This is a genomic window from Enterobacter cloacae complex sp. IR5422 (assembly GCF_049238165.1).
Classification (GTDB): domain Bacteria; phylum Pseudomonadota; class Gammaproteobacteria; order Enterobacterales; family Enterobacteriaceae; genus Enterobacter; species Enterobacter roggenkampii.
Genome location: NZ_JBMKHT010000042.1, coordinates 1 through 19,435, shown reverse-complemented (window position 1 = coordinate 19,435; position 19,435 = coordinate 1). Strand labels below are relative to the sequence as shown.

At 58.9% G+C, this 19,435-nt stretch carries 16 protein-coding genes; 5 read left to right on the top strand and 11 right to left on the bottom strand.

Annotated elements, in window-relative coordinates; all coding sequences use genetic code 11:
* Positions 1-7: 7 nt before the first annotated feature.
* Genes ACOTXT_RS17700 through ACOTXT_RS17685 form a run of 4 tightly spaced genes read right to left on the bottom strand, consistent with a single transcriptional unit; the run spans position 8 to position 5,758 of the window.
* Positions 8-1,333 carry a lysine N(6)-hydroxylase/L-ornithine N(5)-oxygenase family protein gene (locus ACOTXT_RS17700; protein ID WP_333165875.1) on the bottom strand — a complete coding sequence of 442 codons (1,326 nt, stop codon included), beginning with the start codon at positions 1,331-1,333 and terminating at the stop codon, positions 8-10.
* Positions 1,330-3,072, bottom strand: a complete 1,743-nt coding sequence (iucC, locus tag ACOTXT_RS17695) for an aerobactin synthase IucC (protein WP_333165872.1) — start codon at positions 3,070-3,072, stop codon at positions 1,330-1,332. The genes ACOTXT_RS17700 and iucC overlap by 4 nt, the downstream gene beginning before the upstream one ends.
* Positions 3,069-4,016 carry a GNAT family N-acetyltransferase gene (locus ACOTXT_RS17690; protein WP_333165869.1) on the bottom strand — a complete coding sequence of 316 codons (948 nt, stop codon included), beginning with the start codon at positions 4,014-4,016 and terminating at the stop codon, positions 3,069-3,071. Before ACOTXT_RS17690 ends, iucC begins: the two co-directional genes overlap by 4 nt.
* Entirely contained in the window at positions 4,016-5,758 is a 1,743-nt protein-coding gene (locus ACOTXT_RS17685; RefSeq protein ID WP_421625372.1) for an IucA/IucC family protein, read from the bottom strand. The genes ACOTXT_RS17690 and ACOTXT_RS17685 overlap by 1 nt, the downstream gene beginning before the upstream one ends.
* Before the next feature lie 132 nt (positions 5,759-5,890).
* Here ACOTXT_RS17685 and ACOTXT_RS17680 point away from each other — a divergent pair, with 132 nt between their 5' ends.
* On the top strand, positions 5,891-7,102 hold the full coding sequence (locus ACOTXT_RS17680; protein WP_126349263.1) for an MFS transporter: 1,212 nt from the start codon (positions 5,891-5,893) through the stop codon (positions 7,100-7,102).
* Here ACOTXT_RS17680 and mtfA read toward each other — a convergent pair.
* Complete coding sequence (mtfA, locus tag ACOTXT_RS17675; RefSeq protein ID WP_333165861.1) at positions 7,099-7,896, bottom strand: DgsA anti-repressor MtfA; 798 nt, start codon at positions 7,894-7,896, stop codon at positions 7,099-7,101. The two genes, ACOTXT_RS17680 and mtfA, sit on opposite strands and share 4 nt — an antisense overlap.
* A gap of 216 nt (positions 7,897-8,112) precedes the next feature.
* Between mtfA and ACOTXT_RS17670 the strand changes: the two genes are divergently transcribed.
* The 3 genes from ACOTXT_RS17670 (at position 8,113) to ACOTXT_RS17660 (ending at position 10,779) form a co-directional block, all read left to right on the top strand.
* Positions 8,113-8,259, top strand: a complete 147-nt coding sequence (locus tag ACOTXT_RS17670; protein ID WP_333165858.1) for a DUF2256 domain-containing protein — start codon at positions 8,113-8,115, stop codon at positions 8,257-8,259.
* The gene (locus ACOTXT_RS17665) at positions 8,256-9,785 is read left to right on the top strand and encodes a cryptochrome/photolyase family protein (protein ID WP_333165855.1); all 1,530 of its coding nucleotides are present in this window, start codon (positions 8,256-8,258) and stop codon (positions 9,783-9,785) included. The genes ACOTXT_RS17670 and ACOTXT_RS17665 overlap by 4 nt, the downstream gene beginning before the upstream one ends.
* Before the next feature lie 94 nt (positions 9,786-9,879).
* Positions 9,880-10,779 (top strand): LysR family transcriptional regulator, encoded by a 900-nt coding sequence (locus tag ACOTXT_RS17660; protein ID WP_025913330.1) that lies wholly within the window; start codon positions 9,880-9,882, stop codon positions 10,777-10,779.
* On the opposite strand, the gene ACOTXT_RS17655 is transcribed toward ACOTXT_RS17660, so the two are convergent.
* From ACOTXT_RS17655 to ACOTXT_RS17645, 3 genes are all read right to left on the bottom strand, one after another.
* A complete protein-coding gene (locus ACOTXT_RS17655) occupies positions 10,754-11,542 on the bottom strand; it encodes a substrate-binding domain-containing protein (RefSeq protein ID WP_333165852.1) in 789 nt (262 codons plus the stop codon). The genes ACOTXT_RS17660 and ACOTXT_RS17655 overlap by 26 nt on opposite strands.
* Positions 11,539-12,852, bottom strand: a complete 1,314-nt coding sequence (locus ACOTXT_RS17650; protein ID WP_333165849.1) for an MFS transporter — start codon at positions 12,850-12,852, stop codon at positions 11,539-11,541. The genes ACOTXT_RS17655 and ACOTXT_RS17650 overlap by 4 nt, the downstream gene beginning before the upstream one ends.
* Positions 12,853-13,132: 280 nt before the next feature.
* Positions 13,133-14,431, bottom strand: coding sequence for a serine hydrolase domain-containing protein (locus ACOTXT_RS17645; protein WP_055322016.1), 1,299 nt, complete (start codon positions 14,429-14,431; stop codon positions 13,133-13,135).
* Between the two features lie 106 nt (positions 14,432-14,537).
* On the opposite strand from ACOTXT_RS17645, the gene ACOTXT_RS17640 reads away from it, so the two are divergent.
* The gene (locus ACOTXT_RS17640; protein ID WP_055322017.1) at positions 14,538-15,431 is read left to right on the top strand and encodes a LysR family transcriptional regulator; all 894 of its coding nucleotides are present in this window, start codon (positions 14,538-14,540) and stop codon (positions 15,429-15,431) included.
* Here the strand turns inward: ACOTXT_RS17640 and fumA are convergent.
* The 3 genes from fumA to ACOTXT_RS17625 all read right to left on the bottom strand — a co-directional run.
* Positions 15,420-17,069, bottom strand: a complete 1,650-nt coding sequence (gene fumA, locus ACOTXT_RS17635; protein WP_055322018.1) for a class I fumarate hydratase FumA — start codon at positions 17,067-17,069, stop codon at positions 15,420-15,422. The genes ACOTXT_RS17640 and fumA overlap by 12 nt on opposite strands.
* A 52-nt stretch (positions 17,070-17,121) precedes the next feature.
* Positions 17,122-18,630, bottom strand: a complete 1,509-nt coding sequence (locus ACOTXT_RS17630) for an anion permease (RefSeq protein ID WP_023325580.1) — start codon at positions 18,628-18,630, stop codon at positions 17,122-17,124.
* Between the two features lie 527 nt (positions 18,631-19,157).
* Positions 19,158-19,435: hypothetical protein (locus ACOTXT_RS17625; RefSeq protein ID WP_421625373.1), on the bottom strand; the 278-nt coding region annotated here is incomplete at its 5' end.

The window sequence follows — 19,435 nt, the reverse complement described above, 5'->3', positions numbered from 1 at the left end:
GTGTGTGTCAGTACTCGGTGGTTTTTGCTAATGATTTAAAAACCTGGCTGTTCTCCGGGCTGGTGGTGCTTCGCCAGTGGATAACGCCAGGGGTGGTAGCCAGCTCAAACGGCTCGTCGGCGTGCGCGCGATTCAGAATTCGCGCCGCGCGCCAGGCCATCAGGCTGAGCTGGGGTTCGGCAATGCCGAGACGGTGCATCCCGGCATTCACGGCAAACAGGCGGTTGCTCTGCGGGCCGTCCCATTCGAGGGTGAAATCGTTGTTGATGCAGAAGGCTTCGTCCGTATCCAGATGCAGGCGGTGAGACAGCGGCGCCAGGAACGCGGGCTGCACGGCGCGATAGCCGGTGGCGAAGATCACAACGTCACTCTCCAGCTGCTCGCGGCCGCCGTCGAGGTGATGCTGTATGCTCAGACGCTGTCCGTTTTCCAGGCGCGTCAGGGCCGTCACCGAGCGGGACGGCATCAGGTGCGCCCAGGGTTTTTCGCGCAGCACTTCAAAGCGGTGGTACATGGCGCGGTAAATCGCCAGCAGGGACTCGGTGGTGATGCCGTCGGAGGTCATCTTCTGCTCGTGCAGCATCTGACGACGCGCCTCTTCACCGAGCGTGGAGAAGCTGTCCACGTACTCCGGCGTGAAATACTCGTTAGCAAAGGCGGCTTCATCCAGCGCGTTGTAGTTGTTGCGGCGCGAGACCCAGTTCAGGCTCAGCGGCTGGCCCCATTCGCCACGGAAAATATTCAGGAACAGGTCGGCGCCGCTCTGGCCGCCGCCGACGACGGTAACGCGCTTGCCCGCGAGATCCGGCGCGCGCAGCATCATCTCGCTGGCGTGGAAGCAGCTATCGTCCTGCGCCGTGACGCAGTCCGGCAGGTTGATCTGCTTACCGATCCCCACGCAGACGTGGCGCGCCAGGAAGCGATCGCGTTGGGTTACTACCTCAAACAGGCCGCTTTTCTCATCAAAGCTCACCTGTTGTACCTGCTGGCTGAAGGCGAGGTTGGTGAGGTTGTCCGCCGCCCAGCACAGGTAGTCGGCAAACTCCTCCCGTGAAACGGTGCGCTGCTCGGTGGTCAGGAAGCGGTAGAATTTTTTACGCTGCACCAGGTAGTTCAGGAAGCTGTGGCGGTTGGTCGGCTCCACGGCGCTGACCAGATCCTTCAGGAAGCTGGTTTGCATGTGGCAGTCCGGCACCATCATCCCCGGGTGCCAGGAAAAGTGCGGTTTGCGCTCAAGAAACAGCGAGCTAAAGCCGTCCAGCCCTTCTGCGAGGGCGGCGATGCTAAGGTTAAACGGGCCGATACCAATGCCGATGAAATCATAGGTTTTCATTGCGCGGACTCCCGGGAGGCCAGAAAAAGAGGGTTATCAAGGTCGGTGACGTAGTTCGGCAGCATGCGGCTGCCGCCGTCGTGTTCGGAGAAGGTCAGTTTGACCGGGTTGAGGATCACGCGAATAATTTGCGGCTTAAACAGATCGAATTTCGCAAAGCGCTCCGCAAGCTCCGGATGCGCGGCCATGTAGCGGTGCAGCACCCCGGCGAGGATCTGATAGAAACGCGTTTCGCTGACGCCGCTTTGCAGCGTGAGGCGTGAAATAAAGCGCAGCACCGTCACAAAGTTGCCGGTTTGCAGGTCGTGGATGATGTAATCCGCGCTCAGGCGCGCCGTCACCGCTTTTACCTGCTCCGGCAGGCTCTGCGCCTGCGGGAAATCCTCGTCCACCAGGCGCATATCGCCCTGGAAATCCTTCAGCAGGATGCGCTGCGGGATAGAGTCTTTCATCACCAGCGTCACGTTCTGGCCGTGGGCAATCAGCGCCACGCCGTAGCGGCAGAGCAGGTGATAGAACGGGATCACCGTTGCCTCAAACAGCTTTTCCAGCCACGCGTCGGCGCTTAGCCCGGAACGGCTGATCCACGCGTCAATCAGCGGGCGTCCGGCGTTGTCGGTTTCCATCAGCGCCGCCAGCAGCACCGCCTGTTCGCCATCCTGCAGATAGCAGGACGGGTTCTCGCGCCAGATCACCCCCAGCATCTCCTGATAGCGGTACGGCGCTTTCGGCAGCGCCGCATAGCCCAGGTGCGACAGGTATCCAGCAGCGGGCTCACCCAGTACCTGTGCGCCAGAGCGGGCAAGCGTAGCGTCGGCGACAAACTGCTGCTGCAACCAGCGCGAGGCCAGCGGCCCGGCGGCAATGTATTTGCCCGGAATACCGCGATAGCAGGAGGTGTTGTAGATCGTCAGCGGAAGCTTGATGTCAAACGGCGCGCGACGGCTGGCGTTGGTGAGCGTGCGCAGGGACTGCTGCGCCAGGTACTCATCGCCAAACTCGCCCAGCTCAACCATCTCACCGCGTGCCAGCTGCGGCAGGAAATGAATGGCAATCTTCTGCTGCCACTGCCACGGGTGCAGCGGCACCGGCAGCCAGCTCTCGTCGAGGCCCAGCGCCTGCCAGCGGGCGTCAAAGCGGGCGCGCTCGGCGTTGTCCATGGCGCTCGCCAGCAGGGCGCTGATATCGCAATCGGCGTCGCTGCTCCAGATCAGATGCTCTCGCTGAACGGCAATCCAGTGCAGACGAAAACGTCCGCGGTACTCCGGTGCGTACTGGCGCAGCGCGTCCAGCCCCCAGCCGCGGCGACCTTTGTTGAAAATAAACTTCGGGTGACCGCGCATCAGACACTGTAATTCGTCCGGATCGAGGTGGATCAGCGCGTCCGCATCCAGCGCGTCACGCGCCTGCAGCAGCTGCATGTCGCCGCGCAGCGTGGCGTAGAGGTCCTCCATGTGCTCTGCCGTTTGCGCGTCGCTCATCTCCAGCACCGTCGCCAGCTGCAGCAGCGCGCTTTCCGCTTCGACGGCATCGCCGCTGGCGGTGGTCAGGCTGTCCGGGTCGATATGCAGCCAGCCCCAGATCCCGCGCGTGGCGCAAAACTGCCAGGACGCGTTGCCCATGGCGATGCGCCAGCCGTCCGACGAAACCGGCTCGGCGCGCAGGGTGCGCTCGTATTCCAGCTCGGCGAGGATCTTCGCCACCATCTCGCGGTTCACTTTTTCCCAGAGCGCGTTCACAGGCCCACCTCGCTGAAGAAGCGGTGACGCTGGCTCATAATGAGGCGCGAGCGTTTATGCGGGAAGTCGAACTCTTTCACCGTGTCAAAACCGGCAGAGGAAAGGTGACGGAACAGGCGCTGGTTGTCGAAGCGCGGCTCGGCCACGATGCGCGTGGTGCGCAGTTCATCGAGATACAGATAGTGGCTCAGACCGCGCAGCCAGCTGCGGATGTACTGCGCGCCGCGCCAGTTCTCTTCGCCCACCAGCATGTGCAGCCCGCGGTCAAACGGCTGCCAGCGGTAGTGGCGGCCAATGCGGTCTTCCGGTGCCCAGTAGAGTTCAAAATAGCCAAACGGTTGATCGTCGAAGCAGCCAATAACCGGGTAGCAGTAGGTCGAGTCGAGCTGACGGCGCAGGTAGTTTTCCTGCTCGGCCTGCGGGCCCGCCATCTCCCAGAAGGCGTTCACGCGCGGGTTATTCATCCAGCGGGTAAAACGCTCGCCGTCCAGCGCCACGTCGGCCACGCGGAAGCTGAGGGTACGCTTAATTTGCGGATCGTAACGGCGATACACCTCACCCTGCGGGCGGCGAGGGCGCAGCGGGAAGTACAGCTGACGGCTCTCGTCAAACTGCATTCCGCCGCTCGCCTGCGGGCGTTCTCCCTTCAGCCACAGCGGCAGCTGCCAGAAGGCGTCGCGCGCCAGATAATCACCGTGGGCCAGGCCAAACAGCGCCTGCGCCTGGGGTTCATCCTGCCAGTCCGCCCACGGCAACGTAATGCCGGTCAGCGCGGGGGCGGCCACAAACAGCTGATCCAGGGCTTCCACCAGCCAGCCGTCCGGGATCCCCTTCAGACGCTCCAGCACCGCGCTGCCGTCGAGACCCAACGCCAGCGGCAAGGCGCGATCCGTTGCGGTGCAGTAAAAGCCGTAGCCGGAATGGACGATATTCGCGATAGCCATCACGCCTTCTCCTTGTAGAACGGGTTGCTAAAGTCGAAATAGATCACCGCCGGATCGGCGATGGTGTTTTCATTGCGATCGTGCAGGTAGCAGAAGAAGTTGCCTTTGCAGTTCCAGGTCGGGCTGTCGAGCACGTAGTCGAGGCAGCGGGTCTGCTTCGCCGTGCGGCGCAGTTCTGCCAGCGCGTCGCGCACCCGGGACATCAGGCTCTCCTCGCTGTCAAAACCGGCGGCAGCAAGGGCGGCGGTGACGGCAAGGGTAGAGTTCAGCAGCAGGTAGTAAGGGAAGTAGCGCAGCAGCTGGCTCTCGCCAAAGCGGTTTTCCACCTCAGTTTCGCCCGCGTCTTTCAGCCACGCGTCGGCGCCTTCGGTCCACGCGCTGCCCTGGCAGTCGCGGTAGATCAGCCCGACCGGGAAATCCTGCTGCATCTCAACGAGGATATTTTGCTGGTGCGCCAGCAGGACCAGACCGTAATCCGCCTCGGCGCTGAACAGCGGAAGCAATACGCGGTCACAGTAGGCGTCCAGCCAGCAGCGGGCGGCCTGGGCGAGCGGTAAATCAAGACGCTGGCTCAGACGGCGCACCGCCGCGGCGAGCAGGCTGTCACCGCCGTCCGGCGCGGCCTGCGTCAGGCTCACCAGCACGTTGGTTTGGGTGTCTGGCGTATCGAACAGCAGATTAACGCGCAGGGCCATCAGGCTCTCTTCCTGAATAGTGCCGCTTTCGTCACGCAGTCCCGCCCAGCCGTCTTCCTGCATCACGCGCATGGTCGGGTAGCGCGCCTGTAATTCTTGCCAGCGTTCCGTTTTTGCCAGACGCGCCAGGCGCATGCCGCGCTTCACCTCTTTCACCGACAGCGTGCGCACGGAGTTGGTCAGGCGCACGCTGAGGGAGAACTTAATCATGTCGCTGTTGGTCTCGCTGTACAGCGAGCGGGAGGAGCTGGTGGGCAGCCACTGTGCGCCCGCTTCACCCAGGTCCTGCAACGAACCGTTTTCCACCAGACGCTGGCACCAGTCCTGCTCCAGCAGATAGTCGGCCTGCCACGGGTGCATCGGCAGCAGCCAGCGGGTGTCGGTAAAGTGGCCGAGCAGTTCGGGCGCGCTCTGGGCCGCAAAGCGCAGCAGACGTTCACGCAGGGAGGCGTTCAGGCTGTCGCCGGCAACGAGCGTGCTCTCAACGGCAAACCAGCGCAGCGGGAAGCGGGAGGCGAAATCGGGCAAATAGCGGCGCGCCTCGGCTTCGTTGAACGGCTCGTGGGACTTCGGTGCCGGGTGAAACGCATGGCCGACCAGCAGCGCCTGTTCCGCTTCGGCAAACGTCAGCGGCTTATCGCGCAGGGTTGCCCAGCGGTGGCGTAAATCAATCGCCTGCCAGGTGTGGGCATGGCTTTCGAGAACGCGCTGCTTAAAACGCACCAGCGTATCGGCATCCAACGAGCCTTTTAAGGACGGTTTTTCAAGAATTAAATCAACCAGTTGAGGGAAAGTGACGGCGTCACCCCTGTCGCTGTTGCTCAGAATCAGCGTTGCCGGGAAACGGTACTGATGATGCTGGGTGGGTGAGAAATAGCGTACCGGCACCCGAAGCGCCTGGGTTTGGGAAAGCGGGATATGGATCTCAGATAGCGCATCCGCATCGGTAGCGGGGAGATAGCGCCAGTCCTTCGTTTCACGCAACAGGGCGTTTAAAAAGCACTGGGCTGCAACGTCTGTACCGGCGGCGCGGAGCAGAGCACGCATAGATGTACCTCATTCCATGATTGATAATAATTCTCGTTATGATATTCATTCTGTTTACACTCGCAACCATTTTTGCAATATTTGTTAACTTCATAATTTCCACACATTTATTGACACTATGTTCACATTCTCATGCGCGCTGACTCTGAAACCTTGACGGAAAACGTCACTTCAAAAGCTAACTGGCCCCTGGCGCTATCTGCGGGGTTACTCGGCATCGGGCAAAACGGCTTGCTGGTGATGCTCCCGCAGCTGGTCACCCTGACCGGGCTGTCACTCTCTGTCTGGGCCGGGCTGTTGATGTTCGGATCGATGCTTTTTTTACCGGCCTCGCCCTGGTGGGGGCGTCAGAGCGAGCGAAAGGGGTGTAAGTCCGTCATGCTGGCCTCGCTAAGCGGCTATCTGGCGAGTTTCGTCGTGATGGCCCTGGTGGTCTGGGGGATGGCGGCCGGAAGGCTGGATACGGTCTGGGGGCTGGCGGGGCTTATTTTCTCGCGCCTGCTCTACGGGCTGACGGTCTCGGGGCTGGTGCCTGCGGCCCAGACGTGGGCGATTCAGCGTGCGGGACTGGAGAAAAGAATGGCGGCGCTGGCGACGATAAGCTCCGGCCTCAGCTGCGGGCGTTTGCTCGGCCCGCCGCTGGCGGCGCTGATGCTCAGCGTTAATCCGGTGGCGCCGCTCTGGCTGATGGCGGTTGCGCCGCTTCTCGCTCTGCTGCTGGTGCTTCGCGAAGTCGCTGACCCGCCGCTGCCGCCGGTAGCCCATCAGGCAACCCGCCTGCAGGCCTCCATGCTGCCGTTCCTGCTGCTGGCGCTGCTGCTGGCGGCGCTGGTGAGCCTGATGCAGATTGGCCTGTCACCGCATCTTAGCCCGTTGCTGGACGGTAACGCCCGGGAGATCAGCCATCATGTCGCGCTTCTGCTGAGCCTGGCCGCGCTGGCCACGCTCGCGGCACAGTTTCTGGTGGTCCGGCCTCAGCATTTCAGCCCGGTGACATTGCTCTGCATCGCGGCGGTGCTGATGGTGGCCGGGCTTGGGCTGATGTCTGTCGCCGGTTTAGCGCTGTTCTACGTGGGGATTGTTATCACGTCACTCGGGGCGGCGATGGCCACGCCGGGCTACCAGCTGCTGCTGAACGATCGGCTAACCACGGGGAAAGGGGCGGGCGTCATCGCCACCAGCCACACGTTAGGCTACGGCGTCAGCGCGCTGATGGTGCCGGTCGTGACGCGCTTTTACGGGGAGCAGTCTTTAACGGTGGCCGCGTGGGGAATGGCATTGCTGTTTTTAGCCCTGAGCATAGGGGTATGGTCAACCGAGCGTACCCCTGCTGAAAAAGCTTAATGAAACTGGCGGGACGAATGCCCGCCGGACGCCTCATTCTGCCGCAGGCGCTGTAGCGGATCCTGCTGATAAAACTGGCAGAAACGTTGCCAGAGGGCCGGGAAACGGGGCGCGAAGAGCTCGGGCGCGCTGAAGAAGTACTCGGAGAGCACCGCAAAGCACTCTGCCGGGTCGGTTGCCGCATAGGCGTCAATGCTGGCCGCGCTTTCGCCCACCAGGTCTATTTCATCCTGGATGTTATCCATCGCCGCGTGCAGGTCGTGTTCCCAGCCCGCGACCTCGCGAAGCGGGATCCGCGGGACGCCGCTGGCGCGATCGCCGTTGCGGGTGTCCAGCTTGTGCGCCACTTCATGGATAATCAGATTAAAACCGGAGGCGTCGAACGAGTCCTGAATATCGAGCCAGTTGAGGATAATCGGCCCTTGCTGCCAGCTTTGTCCGGACTGCACCACGCGCTGGTTATGCACCAGCCCAATATCGTCCTGCCATTCATCATCCACCACGAACGGCGCGGGATAGATAAGCACTTCGTGGAAACCGTCCAGCCACTCAATGCCGAGTTCAAGCACCGGCAGACAGAAAAGCAGCGCGATGCGGGCGTTTTTCAGAGGATCGAGTTCAAACCCCTGCAGCGGCACCAGGCGCTTTTGCTGTAAAAAACGATCCGCCAGCTGAACCAGTTTCGATTGTTCATCCGGGGTTAGATTAGCCAGAACAGGGATCGTCAGGGCGTCATCCCATGGCAGCGCCACATCCCGGCCAGCCTCATTCGTTTTCCAGGGCCACTTTATCATCGCTTTGCTCGCAAACTCGTCACTTGAACAAAAATGGGAAAGTCAGATTCGGTTAAGATGCCAGAATATCGCCTGCTGCGACAAATCCAGCCTGAATAAACTATCATTTCGTACGTAGCGGTGGGTAGCGGTTTGCGGGCATCACCTTCATTTTGTGAAGTCTGTCGTAGCCTTTATCCGCAGGTGGGGTGAATAAATCAGTACGGTATTGAAAAGATGAGCGATTTTAAAGGTAACAAGCAGGACCTGCCCAGTCGACTGTGTGTGCACTGCCAGCGGCCCATGACGTGGCGCAAGAAATGGGTGAAATGCTGGAATGAGGTTAAATACTGTTCTGAGCGCTGTCGCAGGAGCCACCGTTGACCGAGCTACGTCTGATCCTGGGCGATCAGCTTAATCCGCATCACAGCTGGTTTGATACCTGCAGTCCGAACATCATTTACGTGATGCTGGAACTCCGGGCAGAAACCGACTATGTGCTTCATCACGCCCAGAAAGTTATCGCTATCTTCGCCGCCATGCGCGCGTTTTCCTCTGCATTAAAGGAGAAGGGGCATCGGGTGAGGTATGTCCGGCTCTCTGATGACTCAAACCGCGGCGCGCTGGAAGACAATCTCAACGCGCTTGTCGCGCATTACGGCGCGGGCAGGGTGATATGGCAGGAGCCCGACGAATGGCGACTTGATACGCAGCTGCAGGCGTGGGCGAAGACGGTCTCCGTTGAAACGGCCTGCGTCAGCAGCGAGCATTTTTTCACCGCACGGGAGCAGGTCAGCGCGTTCTTTGCGTCACGCAAAAGCTGGCGAATGGAGTACTTTTACCGGGAAATGCGTCGTCAGCACGGCGTACTGTTGACCTCAGCAGGCGAGCCGGAAGGGGGGAAATGGAATTTCGATGCTGAAAACCGCAAGCGCTGGTCCGGCGAGCCTCCCGCGCCGGGGGACGCGCGTCCCCGCCACGATCGTTCCGTCTTATGGGCGGAGATCCAGCGCTGCGGCGTAACGACCTTCGGCGAACCGCAGGCCGACAATTTTCGCTGGCCGCTCAACCGTTCTGAAGCCAAAGCCAGGCTGGATGAATTTATCACGCACGTACTCCCGCAGTTTGGAAACTGGCAGGACGCGATGCACACGGAGGAACCTTTTCTTTTCCATTCGTTAATTTCGTTTGCGCTGAATACAAAGATGCTTAATCCGCGGGAAGTGGTTGCCGCCGCCCAGCAGGCGTGGCGTTTGGGCCACGCGCCGCTGCCTGCCGTCGAAGGGTTTATCCGGCAAATTCTCGGCTGGCGGGAGTATGTGCGCGGGATCTACTGGTCGCAGATGCCCGGCTATCGGGAACTGAATGCCTTAGACCAGCACGCCCCGCTGCCGGACTGGTTCTGGACGGGCAAGACGCAGATGCGCTGCCTGGCGCATGCCGTTGGGCAGTCGCTCACCGAGGCTTACGCCCACCATATCCAGCGCCTGATGGTCATTGGAAACTTTAGCCTGCTCAGCGGCCTGTCGCCGCAGGCGGTTCATGAATGGTATCTGGGCGTCTATATTGACGCCTTTGAGTGGGTGGAGCTGCCCAATACCCTCGGCATGAGCCAGTTTGGCGATGGCGGGTTGCTGGCCAGTAAACCCTACGTCTCAAGCGCGTCATATATTCATAAGATGAGTAATTACTGTCAGGGGTGCCGGTATCAGCACAACCAGCGTACCGGAGAGCAGGCCTGCCCCTTCAATGCCCTTTACTGGGATTTCTTTGCGCGCAATCAGGCGCGTCTCGGCAACAATCCCCGCCTGGGCATTGTCTTTAAACAGCTTGCGGACATGACGGAAGAGGATCGGCAGGCCATTGCTGACCGCGCCGGGTACGTCCGCCTGCATCTCAACGACCTCTGATCGGTATTTCAACGCCTGGCCGGTTGCGGCAGGTCAATAAGACGCTATTATTTTTGACTTTGTTGCGTATTCCCTGACAGGACATCCAGACGCTATGCCCGTGAATTTTGACCTTAACGATCTTTATGCTTTCAGAGCGTTAGTGGAATACGGTAACTTCCGTGTCGCTGCTGAATCTATCTGCTTATCCCAGTCGGCGCTGAGCCGCAGGATTGAAAAGCTGGAAGCCGCGCTGGGAAACAGGCTGTTCGATCGCACCACCCGCCGCGTGGCGCTGACGCTCTACGGGCAAAACTTTGCCGAGCGCTCTGCGCAGCTGCTCGACAGCGTGGAGTCAATGCTGGCGGATGTCGATAAGGCCAGCGAAGAGCGGACGGGGCTGATCGCGGTTGCCGCGGTCCCTTCCGCAGCCTGTTACTTTATGCCCGACGTGATCCGGCGTTTTCAGTCTCGCTATCCGCGCGTTCGCATCAAGCTCATCGACAGCAGCGCGGGGAATGTGATTGACGCCGTGGCCCGCAGCCAGGCGGATTTCGGCATCTGCTTCGCAGGAAACCTGCCGTCTGAAATCGAGTTTTTCCCGCTGGTGGAGGATGTCTACGTCGCGGCGTGCCGAAAGGATCACCCCGTGGCGCAGAAGAGTCACCTGACGTGGCAGGCGTTTTACCAGCAGGATTATATCTCCCTCGATAAAACGTCAGGTAACCGTAACCTGCTCGATCGGATGCTGGGGGATATAGTTCCCGGGCGCCCCAGCGTCTGCGAAACGCGTCACGTCACCACGATGCTCGGTATGGTAGAGGCGGGGATTGGCATCGCTGCCGTTCCCGCCATGTCAATGCCGACCTCTGAGCACACGCTGTTGACGCATCTGCCGCTGGTGGCGCCGGAAGTGAAACGCACCGTTGGGCTTATCCGGCGCCGGGGGCGCATCCAGTCTTACATTGCGGCTGAACTGGAAAAGCAGATCACCGAGCAGTATCGCCGGACGTAACGGGGATCATCCCCGTCTTCTCGATGACGGCGCGTGAGGGCGGTGAGGCGAGATAGATCAACAGCGCTTTCCCCTCGTCAGGGTGTTCAGCGTGACGAGTGACCGCACCCGCGAAGCGCGTGATGTATTGCACATTGTCAGGGATTTTCCCGACAAAAGTGACGCCCTGAACCGGCAACAGCTCGCTAACCTGCTGGAAACCGACGGCATATTTTCCTTTTGCCACTTCTGAGGCGACCGGAATGCGCTCGACCATTGTCGCTTTATCGGCGACCTCCTTTTCAATGCCCAGCTTTTTGAACAGCCCCTGGCTGACGTACCTGCCGCTGGCGCTGTCAGAGTAGGCGATGGAGCTGGCCTGCAGCAGCGTTTCACGCAGTTTCGCGTCGCTGCTGATGTCCGGTATATCCGCTCCTTTTTTTACCACCATGCCAACGGGAGAGTCCGCAAGTTCCGTTCGCGAACCCGGCCGGGTCTGGCTGGCCTTTTCGAGCTTCTCCAGCGCATCGCCCACCATAATCACCACGTCGGCCTTCTCGCCGCGCGCGAGCCGGTTTGGGATCGCCTGCGGCGTATTGCCCATTGAGGGGCCGGGGATGACCACAATTTTATCCCCGGTCTGGCGTTCATACTCGGGCGCCAGCTTTTCCAGGGCGGCTTTGAAACCGCCGGAAATCATGACCTTCACGTCCTGAGCGCAGGCGCTCACGCTCAGGAACATCAGCACCAGCGCGCTGGCGGTATAGCGAGACGTGCGTTTCATGCGGCCCCCTGTGACTTGACGGTATTTTGCAGCGATACCGCGCGACGGCGGTAGAGGTAGAGCGTTGCCAGCAGGGCACATACCGCAGCGAAGCTCATCCAGTAGCCCGGCGAGGCTTTGTCTCCGGTGTATTCAATCAGCGCGGTGGACATCACCGGGGTAAAGCCACCGAACACCGCCGTTGCCAGGCTGTAAGCCAGAGAGAACCCTGCTACGCGGACTTCAGCAGGCATAATTTCCGTCAGCGCCGGGATCATCGCGCCGTTATAGAGGCCGTAGAGGAAGGAGAGCCACAGCAGCACGCTCAGCATCATCGAGAAGCTGGGCGCGTTCGCCAGCAGCGTCAGGGCCGGGTAGCTGGTCGCCAGCGCCAGCAGGGTCATGGCAATCAGCACCGGCTTGCGGCCAAAACGGTCCGACAGGGCACCGCCCACCGGCAGCCAGACGAAGTTAGAGATCGCCACCAGCAGCGTGACCAGCAGGCTGTCTGACGCGCTCAGCATCAGCACCTTTTTACCAAAGGTGGGCGCATAAACGGTGATCAGATAAAAGGCCGTGGTGGTCATCGCCACCATCAGCATGCCCGCGACCACCACCTGCCAGTTCGCGAGCAGCGTTTTAAAGACCTGGCGCATCTCCAGATGATGGCGGCGCGCGCTGAACTCTTCCGTCTCCTCCAGCTTGCGGCGCAGGAAAAAGATAAACGGCACGATTAAACAGCCGAACAGGAACGGGATGCGCCAGCCCCATTCGCGAATGGCGCTCTCTTCCAGCACCGCGTTCAGCGCAAAGCCCATTGCGGCGGCGACCATAATGGCGACCTGCTGGCTACCGGACTGCCAGCTGGTGTAAAAGCCCTTGCGGCCCGGCGTGGCGATTTCCGCGAGATAGACCGACACGCCCCCAAGCTCCGCGCCGGCGGAAAAGCCCTGCAGCAGACGGCCCGTCAGCACCAGCAGCGGCGCCCAAAGCCCAATACTTTGATAAGACGGGATCAGCACGATCAGGAAGGTGCCTGCCGCCATAATGGAAAGCGTCACTATTAGCCCTTTGCGGCGGCCAACCTTGTCAATATAAGCCCCCAGCAAGATGGCGCCGATTGGACGCATCAAAAAGCCCGCGCCGAAGACGGCAAAGGTCATCATCAGCGACGCAAATTCACTGCTCGCCGGGAAGAACGTGTGGGCGATGTAGGTGGCATAGAAGCCGAACAGAAAGAAATCGAATTGCTCAAGAAAGTTGCCGGACGTGACGCGAAGTATCGCGCCCGCCTTCGACCGTACGGTTGCAGGTGAGGTTGAGGAAAACATGGTTATCTCCAGTTTATTGTTGACGTTTTACGCGTCTGTTTCTGAAAACTGGATCAGGATGAGGAATTAGATAAGCGCAAATGCCGCATCGACTGATGCATTTCTTGCATGAATATAATCCGGCGAATAAATACAATTAATGGCAACAATAACTTAACAAAATGTTGGCTTTTTATTCACCAATATTCTGTAAGTCTCTGATATTGCGATTTTGTGATGTGGCGCAGAGGCGCGTTTCAGAATGAGCCGGGTAACCGCTTCATTACCCGGCGGAGGCCATTTAGCGCAGCGCCCTGGCAATCGCGCTAAACATCAGAGAGGCTTCCAGCGGCTGGGCGCTGAAGGACGGTTCCGCCTGCGGCCAGGTAGACCACTGGACGATGACCAGATTTTCCTTCGGGTTCACCACGATCATCTGTCCGAAAATGCCCAGCGCCCAGAGCGAACCTTTCAGCGAATCCTGTGCCGTCGGCTCTACGCCCGCGGCGTTGGCGGGCACTTCATTGTTCCACCACTGATAGCCGTACAGCCCCTCGGGATGGGCGTCTGAGACCGAGCCTTTGGCCTTCGTCCAGTCTGACGACTGCCGAATCCAGTTTTCCGGCAGGATGGTCTTACCGTTCGGCAGCGTACCGTTGTTCAGGATAAATTGCCCGAAGCGTCCCCAGTCCTCCAGCGTGGCGTTAAAGCCGTGCGCGCCGACATCGTGCTGGCCTTTGCTGTAGGCATGCCACACGCCGTCGCTCGCCATGCCGTAAGGCTGCCAGATGCTTTTCTCCAGATAGGCTGCGAGCGTCATGCCGGTGGCCCGCTCCAGCACGTCACCCAGCAGCCAGGCGCCGCCCGAAGAGTAAGACCAGCTCTCTCCGGCCGGGTGCGCCCTGCGTAACCCCTTCACCAGCTTGCGCACGCAGTCATAGGTACCCGGCTTCGCCTCGCACTCGGTGAGCTGCGCGAAGTCGGATTTAGGGTTGGTGTAATCCTCGTTCCAGGCCACGCCGGACGTATGGGTGATCAGCTGTCTGAGCGTCACGCCTTCCCACGCGGTGCCTTTCAGGTCGGGTTCATACCGCGTGATCCGATCGTCGAGCGAGTGAATTTTTCCCTCTTTGAGGGCCACGCCCACCAGCGCCGATACCACCGATTTCCCAACCGAGCGCGAGGTCCAGAGCGTTGAGTCGGTATTGCCCTCTCCAAGATACTTCCAGGCGATTTTGCCGTCCTTCAGCACCAGCATGCCGCTGACGTTCTGCCGCTGGAGGTAGTCCTTAAGGCCGAAGCGCCTGCCGTTGACCTGATAGTGTGCGTCCGTGAGCGGCTTGTCCGACATTTCCAGCGGCACAGCGTTACCGTGGCGGAAAACATCCCCGGTGTAGTTGCGGTAGTCATTGCGAAAGCCCACCACGCGATCGGCCTGACTCCAGGTGAGCATCTTATGGGTGTCAGGCAGCGTGGTGTCGAAGGGGGCAGGGCAGACGCTGAGGTCGGTGCCTTTACAGGCCGCCACTGCCGCAGGGGAGATCAGGGTGCTGAAGACAAGGCCCGCCAGCAGGGCATGGTTTACTTTTCTGTTTTTCATATCCGTCTCTTACAGGTTAAGAACGGCTTCAGTTTAAAAACCCCGGGGCTATAATAAAAAACGCGTAGTGGGGGAAAATCCCCCTAAAAAACAGAGGGAGCGTAGCGTGGCGGGACTGATTTACTCTTTTGCACAGCTCGAGGCATTTACCGCCGTGGCCGAGAATGGGAGCCTCAGTAAAGCCGCGGTTGCGCTGAAGAAGGACCGCACGACGCTTCGCGATCTGGTTGATTTTCTTGAGGATGGGTTGGGCTACGCGCTGTTTATTCGCGACGGCCGCACCCTGCGGCTCACGCCCGAAGGGGAACAGCTTCAGCGCCAGGCGCACCTCCTGATGCGGCAGGTAAAAGCCTTTGAGGCGTTTGCCAGAGAGGTGCCGCACGGTGCCACGCAGGACCTGACGCTGGTCTACGATCCTTTTACGCCCAGAGCCTTTCTGCACGGGGTGATTGCTGAAATGGCGGTGCGAAAAATCCGCCTGAGCCTTATCTGCGCCTCGCGGGATGAATCGGAACGGCTGCTGGCGAATAACGACGCGGATCTGGCCATCTGCCAGGCGCGCAACCGCAGCGTGGGCAACGACATGGAGTGGCGTGCCCTGGGGGCCATCGAGATGGATTTTTATGCCGCCAGCGGGCTGTTTGCGGACAGTGCTTTCCCTCTGTCGCTGCTCGATCTCTCCCTGGTACCTCAGGTCATCATGCACCCCGCCTCGGACGAGCCGGTGGCGCGCCGCCTGCAGATTTCCGGGCATACCCTCTTTACCAATGAACCGGAGATGCTGCGCGGTCTGCTGGAGCGCGGCTGCGGCTGGGGATTCTTACCGACGCATTTTCACGCCGGGCAGTGGCAAAACGTAAAAAGGCTGCACACCGAAGTGGGCAGCCAGGGGATTGGTCAGACGATGGTCACCATCTGGAAGCCGGGGAGCGACAAGCGCAGCACCATCGCTGAAACGCTGTCGCTCTTGCCGGACGTATGGAAGCAATCAGCGCTGTGAACAGCCTTTACACTGCTGGTTCTGGATCTGCTGGAAGAAATCGTTGCCTTTGTCATCCACCAGGATAAACGCCGGGAAGTTCTCGACCTCGATCTTCCAGATAGCTTCCATGCCCAGCTCAGGATACGCCACGCACTCAAGGCTCTTGATGCTGTTTTGCGCCAGCACCGCCGCCGGGCCGCCGATGCTGCCCAGGTAGAAGCCGCCATGCTTATGGCAGGCGTCCGTCACCTGCTGGCTGCGGTTGCCTTTCGCCAGCATGATCATGCTCGCGCCGTGGGACTGCAGTAAGTCCACATACGAATCCATGCGCCCTGCCGTGGTTGGGCCGAGTGAGCCAGACGCGTAGCCTTCCGGCGTTTTGGCTGGGCCCGCGTAGTAGATCGGGTGATCTTTGACGTACTGCGGCAGTTCCTCACCGTTGTCGATTAGCTCTTTCAGCTTCGCGTGGGCGATGTCGCGCGCCACGATGATGGTCCCGTTCAGCGACAGGCGGGTAGAGACCGGATGCGCTGAAAGCTGCGCCAGGATCTCATTCATCGGCTTGTTCAGATCGATGCTGACCACGTCGCCTTCACCCTGCTGGCGCAGTGATTCAGGAATGTACTGGCCCGGGTTGTGCTCCAGCTTCTCAATCCAGATCCCGTCGCGGTTGATTTTCGCTTTGATGTTGCGGTCCGCGGAGCAGGAGACCCCCATGCCGATAGGGCAGGAGGCGCCGTGGCGCGGCAGGCGGATCACGCGGATGTCGTGAGCGAAGTATTTACCGCCAAACTGCGCGCCGAGGCCGAGGTTCTGGGCTTCCTGGAGCAGCTCCTGTTCGAGCTGAACGTCGCGGAACGCCTGGCCGTGTTCGTTGCCTTCCGTTGGCAGCGCGTCGTAGTAGCGCGTGGAGGCCAGCTTCACGGTTTTCAACGTGGCTTCCGCCGAGGTACCGCCGATCACGAACGCGATATGGTACGGCGGGCAGGCCGCGGTACCGAGAGTGCGCATCTTCTCAACCAGATAGTTTTTCAGCTTCGCCGGGGTGATCAGCGCTTTGGTTTCCTGGTAGAGATAGGTTTTGTTGGCAGAGCCGCCGCCTTTTGCCATGCACAGGAATTTGTACTCATCGCCGTCAACGCTGTAGAGGTCAATCTGCGCCGGCAGGTTGGTGCCGGTGTTCACCTCTTTATACATATCCAGCGCCGCGTTCTGGGAGTAGCGCAGGTTGTCTTCAATGTAGGTGTTGTACACCCCCTGACTCAGGGCCGCTTCGTCACCGCCGCCGGTCCAGACGCGCTGGCCTTTTTTACCCATGATGATCGCCGTGCCGGTATCCTGGCAGGTTGGCAGCACGCCTTTAGCGGCGATTTCAGAGTTACGCAGGAACTGCAGGGCAACGTACTTATCGTTCTGGCTCGCTTCCGGGTCGTTAAGAATGGCGGCGACCTGCTTCTGATGGGAAGGACGCAGCATAAACGCAGCATCGTGGAAGGCCTGCTGCGCCAGCAGGGTCAGCGCCTCTGGCTCCACTTTCAGCACTTCCTGGCCTTCGAACTCGGCAACGGAAACGTGCTCTTTGGTCAGCAGATAGTATTCGGTGTCGTCGTGCGCCAGTGGGAAGGGGTTTTGATAAAAAAACGGTTTGTTTGACATAGCTTGCTCCAAAAAAATAAAACCGCCGGAGGAGAAGTCCGGCGGTCAGGAATCAGAACATCATGGACATCCACGGATAGCCAATCAGCAGCAGGGCCGCCAGGAAGATGGCACCGAAGATGGTGCCGAGGCGCCAGTAGTCTTTGGTTGGCAGGTAGCCGCTACCATAGTAGATCGGGCTTGGGCCAGTGCCGTACGGGGTGATGATCCCCATCACGCCCAGCGAGGTCACCATCAGCAGAACGAACACTTCCATATTCATGCCCGGGATGGTGGAGGCGATGGTCAGCATCGCTGGCAGCAGCGCCGTGGTGTGCGCGGTGGTGCTGGCAAACAGGTAGTGCAGCAGGTAGAACGCCAGCAGCAGGACGATGGTCGCTACGCCCGGAGAGATACCGCTCATCAGCAGACCGCCTTCTTTACCTAACCAGCTGATAAAGCCGGTAGAGGAGAGGCCATCCGCCAGCGCCACCAGAGTGGCGAACCAGACGAAGGTGTTCCACGCGGCTTTGTTACCGGTGATATCGTTCCACTCCAGCACGCCGGTCCACAGCATCAGCCCGACGATAAGCAGAGCCGCCATCGCAGGCTCAATCCACGCGGCGGCGAAGATCCACATCAGCAGAGCGCAGCACACGAACACCAGCAGCAGAATTTCATTGCGGGACAGCTTGCCGAGTTTTTCCAGCTCACGGGTCGCCCACAGCGGCACTTCATTGTTCACTTTAACTTCTGGTGGGTAGAACCAGTAGGCCAGCAGCGGCATGGTCAGAATCAGCAGGATACCCAGCGGCAGGAAGGCGAGGAACCAGGTGCCCCAGGAGATATCAATACCAACGGTGCTTTTCACCAGCGCCAGCGCCAGCAGGTTCGGCGCAAGGGCGGAGAGGAACATTGAGCTGGTGATACAGGCCGCGGTGATCGCCACCCACATCAGGTACGAACCAATCTTACGCGCGCTTGGGTCGTTCGGTTTTGAACCGTACAGCGGCGGCAGGTTAGCGATGATCGGGTAGATGGTCCCGCCGCTGCGCGCGGTGTTGGACGGGGTGAACGGTGCCAGCAGCAGGTCAGCAAACGTAATCGCGTAACCGAGCGTCAGGCTGCGACGGCCGAGGTATTTCACCAGAATCAGCGCCAGACGGCGGCCGAAGCGGGTTTTGTCATAGCCTGCGGCGAACATAAAGGCACCGAAAATCAGCCAGACGGTAGAGTTACCAAACCCGCTCACCGCCCATTTAAAGGAGGCGCCCGCCAGCTTGAATTTCGGATCAGCCAGCTGTTCAGGGCTGAACAGCACCCACTGGCTGCACAGGGCAATGGCGACCACGCCGGTGAGACCGATCACCGCGCCCGGCAGCGGTTCGAAGATCAAACCGACGATCACGCCAACGAAGATAGCGAAATAGTGCCACGCGTAAGGAGGCAGGCCTTCCGGTACCGGAACAAACAGCAGCAGTACGGCGACGATGACGGGCAGTGCCATCATCAGCAGACGTTTTGCGTTTCCATTTGATGCCTGGTTCGCCACAGGGGGCGTTACAGCAGTTTTTGTATTCATAGTTTCACGTCTTAAGTTGTCAAAGATTCGGTCGTACTGAAAAACAAAATCACTTTCTTAAGTTTCTTTGCTTTTTTTAGTTATTAAAGGTGCGATTTTGTATTTTCAGTAATAGCAATTTAACGCTTTTGTGGAGGCGCTAAATTAAAAATTGATGATGTTTTTATATTGCGCTTTTGGATGCCATAACTATTGATCGCGATCAAAAAAATAGAATTGCAGCGATATTTTTATGCTTTTATTAATAACCACTCTGGCGTATGTGGGTATTCCCTTTTTTATTGGTTTATTTTATCATTTTTGTAACATTTTTATTTTCTGTGATTTTATATGTGTTTGTTTTGTTTGGTTTTTTTAGTGATTTGGAGAAGTGGTTTTACCAATCATTATTTAACGAATTTTAAATTATTGTGAATGGCTAAATGACATTCGCTAACACCAATGTGTTAATTGTGTTATTGCAGGGATTAAATAGTTTTTTAACTAACGTAATAACTTTAGAAACTAAAAAAATCATTATATTAATATCATGACATCGGCAAATAACGACGAACTAAAAAATCAATCCGATAACGAATTCTTAATTTTAAAAAGTTTGGAGTTTCAATTATGAGCACTAACGAACGTATTCTTAGCCCCTTCACATTACCGAATGGCACTGAACTGAAAAACCGTTTGTTAAGGAAGGTGCGAATAAGTCCGAGATGTGAGATCATCGTGTTGTAACCTGAACCCAGAATGAGTAACCGGATGAGCCAGCAACTGACTTTTGCCGACAGTGAGTTTTCCAGTAAACGCCGCCAGA